This is a genomic window from Sphingopyxis sp. DBS4 (assembly GCF_024628865.1).
GTDB lineage: Bacteria > Pseudomonadota > Alphaproteobacteria > Sphingomonadales > Sphingomonadaceae > Sphingopyxis.
Window position 1 is genome coordinate 26,616 of the sequence record NZ_CP102386.1, and the last position, 15,119, is coordinate 41,734.

The following is a 15,119-nucleotide window of genomic DNA, read 5'->3' on the forward strand; positions in this document are numbered from 1 at the left end:
GGTTAGTCTACCTTGCGCCTGGTGGGATCGGGGACGAGAAGGACGTCGCCGGGCACGGCATCGATGATCTTGCGCGCCGTGCTGCCGATCAGGGTCTCATAGACCATGCCGCCGCCATGAGACCCCACCACGTTGAGATGGCGTCGCGAATTCTCGGCATAGTCCCGCAGCAGCCCCTCGGGCACGCCATGTTCGATCATGCGGCTGACCTTGCGCGCGGCGTCGGGCGCGATCCCGGCTTCGGCCAGGAACTTGTCGGCCGCGTCCTTGCCATATCCTTCGAACTGCTTCTCGACCTCGGCGCGGCCAAGATAGCCGGCAAAAGGCACGTCATAGGCGTGAAAGAGCGAGATGCCTGCCTCCGGCCGTCTCAAGCGCAACGCGGGAGGATGCCGAGAAATCGGTGGTTACGAGCATGGTGCGATAGGGCTCGAAAGCACGGTCGCGAACGATCAGGACCGGAACGGGAGATTTGCGGATCAGCCGGTCAACGGTGTCGCCGAGGAACATGCGCGCGAGCAGTTCGTCGCGGGCGACGCCGGTAACGATCAGATCCGCATGGGACGCCCGGGCAGCACCCAGGACCACCTCGGCCGGCGAGCCCGTCTCGACGTGAACCATGATGTCGACACCTGGATCCTCGCGGACCAGATCCCTGTAGATGCGGTCGCGCGCCTTTCGAACCGGATCGGGCGAGCGGCGCCAGGACGGTAGGTCGCGCAGGCTCCCGAACAGAGGAGAATCTTCAGGCGGAGCAAGCGCGTGAATGACGGTGAGTTCAGCCTGCCACGCCTTGGCGACCAGCAGGGCACGATCAAGCGCACGGTCGCAGCGATGACTGAGGTCGGTCGCCAAGGCGATGCGCCTGGGAAAAGTGCCTTGGGTCATATTTCGTTCTCCTAGTCGTTGAGTTCCTCGAACCAGCCCAGCCGCCGCATGACGTGCTTTTCGACCTCGAGCAGGAGCATGAGAGCCGCGCCGGCGACCACAAGCAATGCGAGGTCGGCGAAAGTGAGCGGTCGCGAGTGGAAGATCGCGTTCATGAACGGGGCGTAAGTGAAGAGCGCCTGGCCCAGGATGAGGACCGTGATCGCGATCAGCACGGCGGGGGTGCCTACGGTGCCGCGCCAGGTCAGGGACGTCATATGCAGATAGCGGACGTTAAAGAGATAGAAGATCTCCGCGACGATGAACATGTTGACGACCATCGTGCGCGCGACTTCAAGCCCGCGGCCCTGATCGAGCGTGTAGAAGAAGATGCCGAGCGTGACCGCGGCGAACAGCACCGACACCAGCACGACGCGCCAGAGGAGGAAGGGTGAAAGCAGGGGCGCGCCGCGCTCGCGCGGACGGCGCTGCATGGCGCCGGGCTCGGTGGGTTCGAAGGCGAGCACCAGACCAAGGGTCGCGGCGAGGATGAGATTGACCCACAGGATCTGGGTTGCCGACATCGGGAGGGCAAACCCCAGCAGGATGGCCAGGACGACGGCCAGTGTCTCGCCGCCGTTTGTGGGGATTTCCCAGGAAATGACTTTCCTGATGTTGTCATAGACGGTCCGGCCCTCGCGCACGGCGCTGACGATCGATGCGAAATTGTCGTCGAGGAGCACCATCGAGGCGGCCTCCTTCGACGCCTCGGTCCCCTTGATGCCCATCGCCACGCCGACATCGGCCTGCTTGAGCGATGGGGCGTCGTTGACGCCATCGCCGGTCATGGCCACGATATTGCCTTGGGCCTGCAGAGCGCGGACAATGCGCAGCTTGTGTTCCGGACTGGTCCGGGCGAAAACGGAAATCCGGTTGACGGCCTGCTCGAGTTCCTCGTCCGAGAGTTTCTCAAGGTCCAGGCCGGTCATCACCTGGGGGTCATCGGCAAGGTCGAGTTGACGCGCGATGGCAAGAGCCGTCGCGGCATGATCGCCGGTGATCATCTTGACGGCGATCCCGGCCGAGCGGCACTCCGCGATCGCCTCCCTGGCTTCGAGGCGCGGCGGGTCGATGAAGCCGACAAGGCCAAGCAACTCGACGCCCGCCATGACGTCCTCGAATGCGATGCGATGCGTACCCGCCGCCATGGCCTTGGCGCCGAACGCCAAGACGCGCTCGCCTTCGGACCCAGCCTGCGCGATGGCATTTTCCCAATAAGCGCTGTCGCCTGGCGAGGTCATCGCGAAGATAGCCTCCGGCGCGCCCTTGATGAACAGTGTCATCGCGCCGTCAGGTCCGCGACAGAGCGTCGCCATGAAGCGGTGCGCGGCATCGAATGGGATCTCGTCGATCCGTTCCCATTCCGAACGCTCCAGTTCCGGATCGACGCCTGCCTTCGCGGCCAGCGCGCACAGCGCGCCTTCCATGGGATCGCCCTCGACGCGCCATTCCTCTCCGACCTTGCGCAGCGACGCATCGTTGCACAGGAGACCGCAGCGGATCAGCGGCATCGAAGCGGCCATGGCCTCGGCCTGGTCGCCAGCGCCCACGACCTGGATATGGCCTTCCGGGACATAGCCTGAACCGCTGGCGAGCATGGTGCATCGCGCCGAAATGATCCGGCGGGCCGTCATCTCGTTGCGGGTCAGCGTACCGGTCTTGTCCGAGCAGATCACCGAAGTGGCGCCGAGCGTTTCAACCGCTGGCAGCTTGCGGATGACGGCGTTCCGGGCCGCCATCCGGCGCACGCCGATGGCCAGCGTGATGGTGATGACCGCGGGCAATCCTTCCGGCACGATGCCCACCGCCAGGGCGACGACGGCGATCAGGGCATCGACCCAGTCGTAGCTGCGCGCCAGGACAGCGAACGCAAACAGCGCCAGGCCCCCCGCGAGCACGAACCAGGTGAAGCGGCGGGCGAACTGGTCGATCTGCGTCAGGAGGGGCGTCGCCATCACCTCGACCGACTGGATCAGCGAGCTGATCCGTCCGATCTGCGTATGCGCGCCTGTCGCGACAGCGATACCGTTCGCTTGTCCCGCAGCGACCAGGGTGCCGGAGAAGGCCATGTTCTGCCGGTCCGCAAGAACCGTTTCCGCAGGCAGCACCGCCTCGTGCTTCTCGGCCGCGACCGACTCCCCGGTCAGCAGAGCCTCATCGATCAGGAGGCGGCGGGCGTGGAGCAACCGGAGATCGACCGGGACGCGATCACCGGCTTCGATGAGAACGAGGTCGCCCGGGACAATTTCTGCGACCGGGATCGTCAGCCGGGCGCCATCCCGGATGACGCTCGCCTTTGGCGCGATCATCTGCTGGATCGCCTCAAGCGCCTGTTCGGCCTTCCCTTCCTGAATATAACCGATGATCGCATTCACGATGACGACGGCCACGATGACCGACGCATCGATCATATGGTCGAGCAATGCGGCCGCGAGCGCGCCGGCGAGCAGGACGTAGATCAGGGTATTGTTGAACTGGGCCAGAAAGCGCAGCAGCGGACTGCGCCGGGATGCCTTGGGTAGCGCATTGGGACCGAAACGGGCAACTTGCCGGTCGACCTCCCCATGGGAGAGGCCGGTGAGGTCTACATCAAGAACCCTGGCGATCTCGCTGCTCGATAATGCATGCCAGCGCATTTCTTCCAAATCGACAGGCGCCGACATCAAGCCTCCTTCAGACAGTTTGGGCCATGGGTATCTGGCACAGGGATGCGCGGCTCGGTCACCACTTTGTTGCGTTCCTGAGCTGCGCTCCGATGCCCTCCAGTTTGATAAATGCGGGGTCAACTAGCCGGACGGGCCGGGTGGACCGCAATCCGGTTATATCCGTAGAGACGCCGCTGCCGTCGACCGATAATAAACAATGCTGCCCATGCGCGCGCTGGAGCGGCGCGCCGAGGCAATCGAGGTTCACGGAACACAGCAGTTCTTCACATCTTTAACGGTCTCGCAGGAATCCGGGGCAGCCCCGCATTTGCGAGGATGACGCGCTATGCCGGACCCGCTAGGAACGATCACGATCGCATCTCGACACAGGAAGACGAAATCCATGAATAACACTGATCTTGCCGAAAAGATCGCCGCCGAACAGGGGATCACCAAGGCTGACGCGCGCAAGATTGTCGATGCGATATTCGCAGGGATTGGCGAGGCGGCGGCCAAGGGCGAGGAAATCGCGCTCAACGGGTTTGGCAAGTTCAAGGTCAAGGAAAGCCCGGCGCGGGAGGGCCGGAACCCGGCCACTGGCGAACCTATGACCATCAAGGCATCGCGAAAGATCAGCTTTTCGGCGGCCAAAGCCCTGAAAGACAAACTCAACCCGTAAGCGCCTTCGGCTATCGCTCTGCTTAGCCAAAGGCCAGTGAACCCTGGTGTTGTCGTGGAGGGGCTGCCTCGAAACGGCCTGCTTGGAGAAGCTTTCGAGCGATCGGTGAAAGCGTGTAGACCGCCTGGCGTTGACCGCCTCGATTGTGGTGATCGACGCGGTAGCCTTGATAGTGCCTGCTTAGGATACCTGCGCGAACAAGATCGGACACCGCGCGGCTCACATTCGTCTTGCCGGATGCGCGAACCCGCCTCCGGACCTCAGCATCGATTTCGCACTCAGCGTCGACGGGATTCTGGGGCAAGGTTCCCGCCTCCTCCATCTCCTGGCGAACACGGTTCGCCAGAGCCATCCTGCGCGGGTAGCTGCTGCCCATCGGCATGAGCGCGTCACACAACCACTCCCGGATAGGGATGGCGCGCCCTCCTTCGAAGACGAGCGGGCCGGCGTTGCCATTGGGTCCAGCGATCTTCGCAATCAGATCGAGGATCATGTAAGCGTAGCGAGGCCGCGAGGAGGTTTGCGAAAGCAGTTCGACAAGACCGGGCATATCGAGCGGCCTGGCATTACGATCGGATGTAAGACGGGTCTGGAGCATGTGAGAATCATGCACAGGCAGAACGAAAAGTGAATCCCTCCATTGGCTCCAGGTACCATTTGTCGGCTATGACACTTTGCCGATGGGTAAAGTGTCACAGATGCCCGTTTGCAGTCAGGATGAACTTGATTCATTCTCGGTGCTGGCGCGCCAGGACAACCCAGAGCGACGATCATCCTTGTCCAGAGGCCATAACAAAGCCTCCTCCCGGAGCCGCAGGAGCGGAACGCAGCCCCTAGTGTGCAAAAAGCAACGGGAGCGATGCGCCACTAATCAGATCACGGGTGACGCCGCCAAGGATCATTTCGCGCAAGCGCGAATGCCCGTAGGCACCGAGGGCGAGCATGGCCGCGCCGCTCCGCCGGGCGGCCGTCACGAGCGCGTCGCCATCCGCCTCATCGCCACCGCGAACCGGTACCACCCTCGATACAAAGCCGTGCCGGGCAAGGTGGCGGGCTATGTCGGCGCCCGGCTCCGATCCATGCCCCTTCAAGGTTGGTTTTGCGTCGAGAACAAGGATATCAATGCTTGCTCCTGGAGACGCAAAGGTTGTCGCATCGCGAAGGGCATGCGTTGCTTCCCGTGTAGCATTCCAGCCGATCGCGAGATGTTCGATCGCTCTTGCCTTGTAGCCGCCTGGCAGGATCAGGACAGGGCGGCCCGATGAAAACAGAATACTCTCGGCGGTTTCGCGGCGGATCGGCGGGTGGTCATAGCTGTCGGCCGGCCCGATAAGAACAACGTCAGCATAGCGGGCATAGACCGCCGTCTTGACGAAGATCACCGATGGTTGGTCTGAAATCGTGCGTATCTCGACATTGGTGGAACGCGCGAGCGCGCCGATGCGCTCCTGCTTGGCCTCCACTGCTTCGGTGTAATCCTGCAGGAAGGCATAAGGCCGCACGATCGTGAAAGCGTAGTCAGCCGATGGAAGCGCCGAGAGAATGACCACGGACAGGCTGGCCTTGTGGAACTCCGCAAAGCCAAGAGCGTCTCGTAGGAACTGTTCGTCCTTGTCGCCGGTATCCACAACCGCGAGGACATCCTTGATGGCCATGCTTTCCTCCAAAGTGCGGGACGTTTCTACCCAGCGCCGCCGTTCGGTTCATTTGGGTGTTCTACGTAATCCTTTCGCATCGATGGCCGCGAACTGGCCTGCCAGCGCGTCGCCGAGTATCGAAGCGAGCGTGATCGCATTGCTCGAATGCGGGATGCTGTCGGTCGTCACCAAGCGGCAGCCGAGGCCCCGGAGCATTGCTTCGGCATCGGATGCGAAGAGGCCATGGACCGCGAGGCAAATCGGCGCGGGGAACCCCTGCTCATGGATCTCCCGCGCAGCGTTCGCAAGGGTATGGCCCGATGAGATGACATCATCGACGAGGATCGGCGTTCGTCCTTTCCAGGCCGAAAGGTTCGACGCCGCAATGAGGACATCGCGGTCGCCCCGGCGCGTCTTCGTAAACACCACATGCGGCGCGCCGATATGCCCGGCGATGGCGCCCGCCCATTGTTCGCTCTCGCTGTCGGGACCGATGATGAGCGGCGCCTCGACATGATCGCGAATCCATTCCGCCAGAAGCGGGGACGCGGCGAGCGCTTCGGTTTCGATCGAATAGACCTCCTGCAGATTGCCGTACCGGTGCAGATGCGGATCAACCGTGACGAGCCCGTCAAATTCGGCGGAGAGCAGTTGGGCAAACTGGCGCGAGGTAAGCGCTTCGCCATCATTGAACCGGCGATCCTGCCGCAGATAGGCAAGATAGGGCGCCACGAGGTGGACGGATCGCGCACCGTTCTCGCGCAGCAATCGCGCCGTGAAGAGCAACTGCAAAAACCGGTCATCGGGGTGTGCGAGCGTACACACCACCGCAACAGCGCGCCCCGCAACGGTTGAATGGAGACGAATATAGCTCTCACCATCCGGGAAACGGCGTAATTCAAGCTTCCCGACCGCGCTTCCGATACGCTCGGCGATCGCGTTGGTCATACGCTCGTTCCCGAGCATCGGAAACAGCATCATGGTCATGGGACGATCACGATCATATCCGGATTGGAAGCGGCGTAGGTCAGGGCGTAAGCCATTTCCCCCTGCGACTGCGCATGAAGGGTCAGCAGGGGTTGACCAGCGATGATATCGTCGCCGAGGCTGACATGCAGGCGCATCCCTGCCGCCGGCACGTCTGGAGCGCCGGCGAGCTTTGCCAGGCGGGCAATCCGGCGATTATCGATATGCGTAACCCGGCCACTGTGGGTTGCCGCGATCGGGTGTGTCAGCCTGGCCGTGGGCGGCGTTCGCATTCCGCCCTGAGCATCGCATATACGCTGGAATTTCTGCCAGGCGCTTCCATCAGCCAGGGTGCGTTCGGCGAGCGCCCTTCCCGTCCCTGCCGCAGCCGCCTCGCCGATTTCCAGGAGGACGCCCGCAAGGATGCAGGCGCGATCGCGCAGATCCATGGGTGCGTCCGGGTCTCCCGTCAGCACGGCGATGACTTCGCGCGCCTCGAGCGCGGGGCCGATCGCCCGGCCGACCGGCTGTGTGCCGTCGGTCTGGACGCAGTAGGTGACGATGCCGAAGCGCGCCGCAACGGCACTGAGCGTTGCCGCCAGCCGGTCCGCCGCGGCGGCGCTGCGAACTTTCGCGGTGGGCCCGACCGGAATGTCGAGAACGACATGGGTGGCTCCCGCCGCAATCTTCTTCGACAGAACCGATGCGATCAATTGTCCTTCGGTATCGATATCGAGCGCGCGCTCGACGCTGATGAAGATATCATCGGCAGGGCTCAGGCGGACCGCACCGCCCCAGGCGAGGCACCCGCCTTCGGAGGCTACCACGCGTTGCATGGCCTCGAGGTCAAGGTCGACCTGGGTGAGCGTCTCCATGGTATCGGCGGTACCGGCCGGGGAGGTAATCGCGCGCGACGATGTCTTGGGCATGGTGAGGCCGCAGACAGCCGCGATGGCGACAATGATCGGCGTCGTCCGGTTACCGGGCAGACCCCCAACGCTATGCTTGTCGACGACGATCTCGCTCGGCCAGCTGAGGCGGTCGCCGGCGTCGACCATGGCTTTAGTGAGGAAATAGGTTTCATCATCGTCGAGCGGGAGAGCAGCCGTCGCCGTCAGGAACGCGGCCAGATGCACATCGGTATAGCGCCCGGCAACGACGTCTTCGACAATATGGCTCAAGGCAGCGGCGTCCAGCCGATGCCCATAGATGCGCTGGCGAACGCAGGCAATCGATTCAAGTGGCGGTGCATGCCCGACTTGCAGGATGGCCCCCTCCTCGGCGCCGAGCGCCTTCCATGCCGCTTCGGAGAGACCGATTTCGTCGCCAGCGAGAAATTCGCCATCGACCTGATAAAGCGTTGCCGCAATCGGCTGGCTGCCGTTGCGGATATAGACTTGGGTATGCGCTGCCAGTCCTTCGGCATGGCAGACCGGGCTGTCGGTCCGCATCACAGCGACCAGCTCATGGTGCGTGTGTAAGTGAAGACGGCGCGCCCGGGCGAAGGACGGCTCGATCTGCCCTGATACGCCCAGGTCCTGTAGCGCGGACTGTGCGCCGATGAGGTCGCCGCGCTGATCCTCGATCACGCGGCGATGACCACCTTCAGGGCCTGGGAAGCGGCCGCATTCGAGAATGTCTCATAGGCGGCGAGGATGTCATCAAGCGCAAAGTGATGGGTAATGAGTTGTTCAGGCTGCAATCGCTTCGCTTCGACCGTCTTGAGAAGCATCGGCGTGCTGACGGTATCGACCAGACGCGTCGTGATCGTGATATTGTGCGACCAGAGCTTCTCAAGATGCAGATCGACTTTCGTGCCGTGCACCCCAACATTGGCGATCACCCCGCCCGGCGCGACGAGCTCCTCGCACAGACTGAAGGTCGCAGGCACGCCAACCGCCTCGATCGCCGCATCGACGCCCTTATCATCCGTCAGGTCGCGAACCAGGCGCACGACGGCATCGCGCGAGCTGTTGAACGTATGCGTGGCGCCGAACCGGCGCGCAACAGCAAGACGATTGTCGTCAAGATCGATCATGATGATGAGGGCCGGCGCATAGAACTGCGCGGTGAGCAGGGTCGCAAGACCGATCGGGCCGGCGCCCACGATCGCCACGCTGCTTCCCGGCGCGACCTTGCCGTTGAGGACGCCGCATTCATAGCCGGTGGGCAGGATATCACTGAGCATGACGAGCGCTTCCTCATCCGCTCCGGCGGGTACCGGATGGAGGCTGTTGTCGGCATGAGGGATGCGGACGAATTCAGCCTGCGTCCCATCGATGGTATTGCCCAAGGCCCATCCGCCGTCGGTGCAGTGCGAATACATGCCGCGACGGCAATATTCGCAACGCGCACAGGACGTGATGCAGGAAATGAGGACATGATCACCAGCCTTGAAGCTGCCGACCGCCGTACCGACTTCCTCGACGATCCCGACGCCCTCATGGCCAAGAACTCGGCCCGGTTCACAAGTGGGGACATCGCCCTTGAGGATATGCAGATCGGTGCCGCAAATCGTCGTTTTCGTTATCCGTACAATCGCGTCGGTCGGGGCCTGAATCTCGGGCCTGGGGCGTTCGTCGAGGCTTTTCCGACCAGGACCGTGATAAACCAGAGCTTTCATGACATCCTCCGTTCGCAATCATTTGGTCGCAGCCAGTCATCAATGCACGAAGACGATCGGTAATCGTTGGTGCGCGATCAGTTCACGGGTCACGCCGCCCAGGATGAATTCCAAGGCTCGCGAACGCCCATAACCCCCGATGACGAGCACGTCGGCGCGGCTCTCAAAGGCAAAAAGTTGCAGAGCAGCCGAGGTTCCATGCTCCGCTGAAGCAATCGCGTGAACGAGGGCATTATGGCCATGGCGGGTGATATGGCGGGCAATCCGCGTTCCCGGCGCGGGCTGACCGGATTTATCGCCGTCGAGCGAGTCTACCACGACGACGTCGACCGTCGCGCCGGGTTCGACCAGGTCGAGAACCGTCCGCGCAGCCCGAAAGGCTTCAAGCGACGCATTCCATCCAAGTGCGGCATGAGTGATGGGCGCCGGTCTCCAGGCCGCCGGCATCACCATTGTGGGCACGCCCGCGAACATGAGCGCCTCGGTGATGTGGCGACGCAGGCCATCGCTCTGCCAGCCCCCTGTTCCGGGGACGAGGACGATATCTGCATACTGCCCTTCCGCCTTGGCAAGCCCGGGGAGAAGGCCAGGCGCTTCGAACAGCGCATGGACCTCGACGTGAACCGGCGCGCCTGCGACACGCTCGCGAACCGCCGCGACATGCTCTTTGCGCTGGGCCTCCGACGCCTCCATCGCTTCGGCATATGCCATCGGATCGACTGCTGCCGCCCAGGCGAGATTTTCGGTCACGACGACGATCGCGAGCGTTGCGTCATAAAGACCCGCGTAAGCGACCGCCTGATCGACCCCAGTCAGCGATGCAGGTGTGCCATCGACGACGGCGAGTACGTCCTTGATCGATATGTTCTTGCTCATGACCGCATCATGGTTCCGAATGATCGGCCTCGCACTCCGTAACATTACCATGAGCCGCCGAGACGCCGAACAGGTCGTGAATCATGCGAACATCATTCCTGACGTTGATAATTTCCCGGCTCTCCGGGAAGGAGAACGGCCGCGCCGACCAGAGCCCCTGCGCGAAGGCGCTCAAGCGCAATGTTGGCGTCAGCAAGGCGGAAGGTTGTCGTGACCGTCCTGACCCGAGCCTCTTGTGCGACTTCGAAAAAGCTCGTCCCATCGTCGCGGGTGAGATTTGCAACCGAGGCGATCGTGCGTTCGCCCCAGAGATCGGCATAGGGGAATGCGGGGATGTCGCTCATGTGAATGCCGGCACAGATGACCCGCCCTCCCTTGCGGATAGCGCGAAGCGCGACAGGGACCAGCGCACCGACCGGCGCGAAGAGGATCGCGGCATCGAGTTCCACAGGGGCCGGCTCATCCGATGATCCGGCCCACGCGCAGCCAAGCGACCGCGCAAAGTCCTGGCCCTCGCGATCGTCCGCTTTGGTGAAGGCGTAAACCTCCCTGCCCTGCCAGATGGCGATCTGCGCGATGATATGCGCCGCGGCGCCAAAGCCGTAGAGTCCAAGACACCGCCCTTCGCCGGCGGCACGCAGCGAGCGCCAGCCGATCAGGCCAGCACACAGCAGCGGCGCCGCCTCTTCATCCGAATAGAGGTCGGGGATTCGGAAACAGAAATGAGCATCGGCGACAGCATGGGTCGCATAGCCGCCGTCGCGCGTGCATCCCGTAAAGCCGGGCATGTCGCACAGATTTTCACGGCCCGAGCGGCAATAGTCGCAACGCCCGCAGCTATGGCCCAACCATGGAACGCCGACCCGGTCGCCCGGCAGGAACCCGGTCACACCCTCCCCAATCGCGGCGACGATCCCGACAATCTCATGGCCCGGGATAATCGGAAGCTGGGCCGTTACTTCACCATCGACAATGTGAAGGTCAGTCCGGCACACACCGCAGGCGATCACCTTGATGAGCAGTTCCCCTGGTCCCGGATCTGGAATCGCGCGGGCGACAAGACGCAGCGGACCGCCCACCGCGCCGAGTTCCATCGCCCACATCTCCGTCATCGAAAGACGTCCTTTCGGGGATATAATTATCAGCCCATCATTGAAGCTGCTTCGAGACAATGACGAGGGTTGCGTCATCCGGATAGGCCTTCACCGTGAAGCCCGAGTCCCGTTCCACTTCAATCGCCTTCTGGTTCAGCCGGCTTTCGACTGCCTCCAGCGTGCGGCAGCCACGCGTCTTCGCATAGTCTGCGGCGAGGTTGAGAAGCGTCCAGCCTACGCCTTGATGCTTATAGTCCGCACGGACCGCGATCGCCACCTCGGCGCGTTCTCCCGATGGTTCGATTGCGATCATGGCCGATCCGACCAGCGTCCCGTTGTCCGCGAAGGCCAGGAAATCCTCAGTCTGCTTGTGGTCGACATCGATCATGGACGCGATCTGGTCGTCAGAGACCTTGAGCATTGCTGTGAGGAAACGGAAGCGGAGATCTTCCGGGGTAACCCTGTCGAAAAAATCTCGGAGCAAAGGCCCATCGTCGCGCGTAACCGGCCTTAAGGACAGGCTGAGACCCGATCGGGTCACCACCTCGGTGAAGGACGCTATATCGGACATATGATCACCTCATCTGCGATATTGGCCATGTCGAGAGGACGGTAAGTTGCCGGCACCACGGCGCGCGCCTTTTCACACGATCCCAAGGCGCCGTCAGCCGGAATGATGACTCCTCCGTCGACGATGCGGCAGGGAGGATAGCTGACCGTTGACCTCAGCGAGCCTAGGAAGTGTACGTAACCGAAATGGAAGTTCGCTGTTTGTGGTAAAGGGACAACGGTGATGCCCATCGACCGGGGCCCATCTTGCACCACTGCTCGGCTGCGCCCATCACGGGCACAGCCTGATCTGTCATTCATTCGTCCAGAAGGACACGGAGAATGTCGGCTCGGCTGATGAGGCCGACCAGCTTGCCGTTCGAAATCACCGGCAGTCGCTTGACCCCGTGTCGTTCCATCAAGCCGATCGCATCGGTGAGCGAAGCATCGCCGTCGACCGTCACGAGTTCGGTCGACATGAGATCTCCAACTCGCGTCGAATCCAGTGCATCCCTTCGGACCTCCGGCCCGGCATCGAACAACGAGTCCAGCCGAAACGAGTCCGTCGACTTCCGGAAGAAATCGCCTTCGGAAAGGATGCCATGAAGTTCGCCATCACCATCCACCACCGGCAAGCCGCTGATGTTGTGGTTGCCCATGCATCGGATTGCTTCCGCCAGGGAGCTTACCGGGGTGACGGTGGCCGCCCCGAGCGTCATGATGTCGCTGACTTTCATGCCTTGGTCCTTCCGCATTCCCTGTGGCTCAGGCGTTGGCTTCAGCGTTGTTTGCGACCGGCACGCCAGCAGCATTGGCGAAGGCCTGGAGCGGCGACAGGAAGAAGGCGCGCAAAGGCGCAAAGGCAACAGACAGCTGCGCCGTCTCGCTTTCCGGCGAGAAGAGGTCCCCGGCGGTTTCCTGCCATTCTTCGAACGCCGCCTTTGTGTCGGCGATGAGGGCCTGACGGTTCTGCTCCACCTCCTGGGCCACTTCGGAAAGCTTGCCCGGCTCGAGGAAGGCGCCCAGCGCATGGGCCCCGATCGCGGCCTGCCGCGCGCCGGTGGTGCGCGCGATATCAAAGAACTTCAGCGCGAGTTGGCGGTTGGCGCCGGCGACCGCCAAGACCTGATCGAGTGGAAATGCCATCGTTGGATCCCTTCCATGATGATATCCGCAAGACGAGCCTGTCACCGGGCCGCAACCATCGGTTGCAATCATGTGAAGGTTCTTTCCCGCGGAAACACAGGTCCTGTACCCTGATTGGCGCCATGAAGAGAATGGGGATGTATACGTATCGGTCGGCCGCTGCCGATCGGATAGGGGCGGCAGACGCTAAAGCATGACCCACGCGCGGCAGGTTGATGATGAATAACATAGAGCATGTTGCCACCGACCCTCTCGACGGTATCAGCCAGACCCTCGATCGCGCGGCGGCTGCTGGCATCGCGCACCTGACGCACGGGCTGTCGCCGGTGACGATGATGCTCGCGGCAACGGACTGGATGCTGCACCTCGCCAGCGCGCCCGGCAAGCAATTGCAATTGGGCGCCAAGGCCTTGAGAAAATGCTGGCGTTTGTCCGATTATATCGGACGAAGCCTCAGCAATCCCGATGCCACCCCCGCGATCGAGCCTCTGCCGCAGGATCGCCGGTTCATCGATCCGGCATGGAAGGAGCCGCCCTTCAACCTGATCGTCCAGGCTTTCTTGCTGAACCAGCAATGGTGGCACGCCGCGACCACCGGGATCGGCGGGGTAAGCAGGCACCATGAGGAGATCGTCGAGTTCGCGGCCCGCCAAATCCTCGATGTCTTTGCGCCGGCCAATTTCCTTGCGACCAATCCGGTCCTGCAACGCAAGATCGTCGAAACCGGCGGGCGGTGCGTCGTCGATGGCTTCCATAACCTCATGGAGGACATGCAGCGCCTGGCGCGCGGCGAGCCGCCCGTGGGCGCGGAGGCCTTTCCCGTCGGCGAGAAGGTGGCGACGGCCAGGGGGAAGGTTGTCTATCGCAACGCGCTCATCGAACTCATCCAGTATGAGCCCACGACGGAGACCGTGCGCCCCGAACCGGTCCTGATCGTCCCTGCCTGGATCATGAAATATTATATCCTCGACCTCTCGCCGGAAAATTCACTCGTACGCTGGCTGACGGATCAGGGCTTCACCGTGTTCATGATCTCCTGGCACAACCCCGGCAAACAGGACCGCGGCCTCGATCTTGAGGACTATCGCCAGCTGGGTCCGATGGCCGCGCTGGACGTCATCGACACGATCGTGGGCGGTCAGAAGGTGCATGCCGCCGGTTACTGCCTTGGCGGCACGCTGTTGTCGATCGCCGCGGCGGCGATGGCGCGAGACGGTGACGAGCGGCTCGCCAGCGTCACCCTGCTGGCGGCCCAAACCGAGTTCAGCGAGCCGGGTGAGCTTGGTCTGTTTATCGACGAAGCCCAGCTCAACGTGCTCGACAACATGATGTGGGGCCGCGGCTATCTCGACGGCGCGCAGATGGGCGGTGCATTCCAGATTCTGCGGTCGAACGATCTCGTCTGGTCGCGCGTGCTCGGCACCTATCTCATGGGCGAACGCGAGCCGATGAGCGATCTCATGGCCTGGAACACGGACGCAACGCGCATGCCCTATCGCATGCACAGCGAATATCTGAACCGCCTGTTCCTGAACGACGATCTGGCCGAAGGAAAATACAAGGTCGATGACCGCACGATCACGCTGTCGGCGATCGATACGCCGATGTTCGTGGTCGGCACCGAGCGCGACCATGTCGCCCCGTGGCGTTCGGTCCACAAGATCCACCTGCTGACCAGTGCGGAGATCACCTTCGTGCTCACCAGCGGCGGGCATAATGCGGGGATCGTTTCCGAACCGGGTCACAAGGGCCGCTCCTATCGGGTAATGACGCGCGAGGCGTGCGGACCATCCTATGACCCCGAGGCCTGGCTGGAACGGGCGGAAGGCAAGGCGGGGTCCTGGTGGACCGAGTGGGGCGCATGGCTCACGGCGCGCTCGGGAGCGCTGAGCGCGCCTCCGGCCATGGGCGCGCCCGACAAGGGCTTCACGCCCCTTGGCGACGCGCCCGGCCGATATGTCCTGGAGAAATAAGCGA

15 protein-coding genes are annotated in these 15,119 nt (G+C 62.7%); 2 read left to right on the forward strand and 13 right to left on the reverse strand.

The features are described from left to right. Positions 1-2: 2 nt before the first annotated feature. The 3 genes from NP825_RS21770 to NP825_RS21780 are packed head-to-tail and all read right to left on the reverse strand — an operon-like array spanning position 3 to position 3,590. Positions 3-374: a universal stress protein gene (locus tag NP825_RS21770; RefSeq protein ID WP_257551779.1), complete on the reverse strand. Its 372-nt coding sequence runs from the start codon at positions 372-374 to the stop codon at positions 3-5. After that, entirely contained in the window at positions 331-855 is a 525-nt protein-coding gene (locus NP825_RS21775; RefSeq protein WP_257551780.1) for a universal stress protein, read from the reverse strand. The genes NP825_RS21770 and NP825_RS21775 overlap by 44 nt, the downstream gene beginning before the upstream one ends. A gap of 44 nt (positions 856-899) precedes the next feature. Next, positions 900-3,590: an HAD-IC family P-type ATPase gene (locus tag NP825_RS21780; RefSeq protein ID WP_374046581.1), complete on the reverse strand. Its 2,691-nt coding sequence runs from the start codon at positions 3,588-3,590 to the stop codon at positions 900-902. Between the two features lie 385 nt (positions 3,591-3,975). Here NP825_RS21780 and NP825_RS21785 point away from each other — a divergent pair, with 385 nt between their 5' ends. Beyond that, on the forward strand, positions 3,976-4,251 hold the full coding sequence (locus tag NP825_RS21785; RefSeq protein ID WP_089221276.1) for an HU family DNA-binding protein: 276 nt from the start codon (positions 3,976-3,978) through the stop codon (positions 4,249-4,251). 22 nt (positions 4,252-4,273) lie between these two features. Here NP825_RS21785 and NP825_RS21790 read toward each other — a convergent pair whose 3' ends face one another. The 10 genes from NP825_RS21790 to NP825_RS21835 form a co-directional block, all read right to left on the reverse strand. Then, positions 4,274-4,744, reverse strand: coding sequence for a hypothetical protein (locus NP825_RS21790; RefSeq protein ID WP_306999242.1), 471 nt, complete (start codon positions 4,742-4,744; stop codon positions 4,274-4,276). A 340-nt stretch (positions 4,745-5,084) separates the two neighbouring features. Further along, positions 5,085-5,906 carry a universal stress protein gene (locus tag NP825_RS21795; RefSeq protein WP_089221275.1) on the reverse strand — a complete coding sequence of 274 codons (822 nt, stop codon included), beginning with the start codon at positions 5,904-5,906 and terminating at the stop codon, positions 5,085-5,087. Between the two features lie 48 nt (positions 5,907-5,954). After that, a complete protein-coding gene (locus tag NP825_RS21800) occupies positions 5,955-6,875 on the reverse strand; it encodes a ribose-phosphate pyrophosphokinase (protein WP_089221274.1) in 921 nt (306 codons plus the stop codon). After that, a complete protein-coding gene (locus tag NP825_RS21805) occupies positions 6,872-8,305 on the reverse strand; it encodes a thymidine phosphorylase family protein (RefSeq protein WP_245843087.1) in 1,434 nt (477 codons plus the stop codon). Before NP825_RS21805 ends, NP825_RS21800 begins: the two co-directional genes overlap by 4 nt. Before the next feature lie 134 nt (positions 8,306-8,439). Then, complete coding sequence (locus NP825_RS21810; RefSeq protein ID WP_089221273.1) at positions 8,440-9,477, reverse strand: zinc-dependent alcohol dehydrogenase family protein; 1,038 nt, start codon at positions 9,475-9,477, stop codon at positions 8,440-8,442. A gap of 39 nt (positions 9,478-9,516) precedes the next feature. Then, positions 9,517-10,353: a universal stress protein gene (locus tag NP825_RS21815; RefSeq protein ID WP_179220943.1), complete on the reverse strand. Its 837-nt coding sequence runs from the start codon at positions 10,351-10,353 to the stop codon at positions 9,517-9,519. Between the two features lie 92 nt (positions 10,354-10,445). Continuing rightward, entirely contained in the window at positions 10,446-11,456 is a 1,011-nt protein-coding gene (locus tag NP825_RS21820) for a zinc-dependent alcohol dehydrogenase family protein (protein WP_374046583.1), read from the reverse strand. A 46-nt stretch (positions 11,457-11,502) separates the two neighbouring features. After that, positions 11,503-12,018, reverse strand: a complete 516-nt coding sequence (locus NP825_RS21825) for a GNAT family N-acetyltransferase (protein ID WP_089221270.1) — start codon at positions 12,016-12,018, stop codon at positions 11,503-11,505. 295 nt (positions 12,019-12,313) lie between these two features. Next, a complete protein-coding gene (locus NP825_RS21830) occupies positions 12,314-12,733 on the reverse strand; it encodes a CBS domain-containing protein (protein ID WP_179220942.1) in 420 nt (139 codons plus the stop codon). A 28-nt stretch (positions 12,734-12,761) separates the two neighbouring features. After that, positions 12,762-13,142 (reverse strand): hypothetical protein, encoded by a 381-nt coding sequence (locus tag NP825_RS21835; RefSeq protein ID WP_179220941.1) that lies wholly within the window; start codon positions 13,140-13,142, stop codon positions 12,762-12,764. Between the two features lie 215 nt (positions 13,143-13,357). Between NP825_RS21835 and NP825_RS21840 the strand changes: the two genes are divergently transcribed. Beyond that, positions 13,358-15,115: an alpha/beta hydrolase gene (locus tag NP825_RS21840; protein WP_179220940.1), complete on the forward strand. Its 1,758-nt coding sequence runs from the start codon at positions 13,358-13,360 to the stop codon at positions 15,113-15,115. Positions 15,116-15,119: the final 4 nt, after the last annotated feature.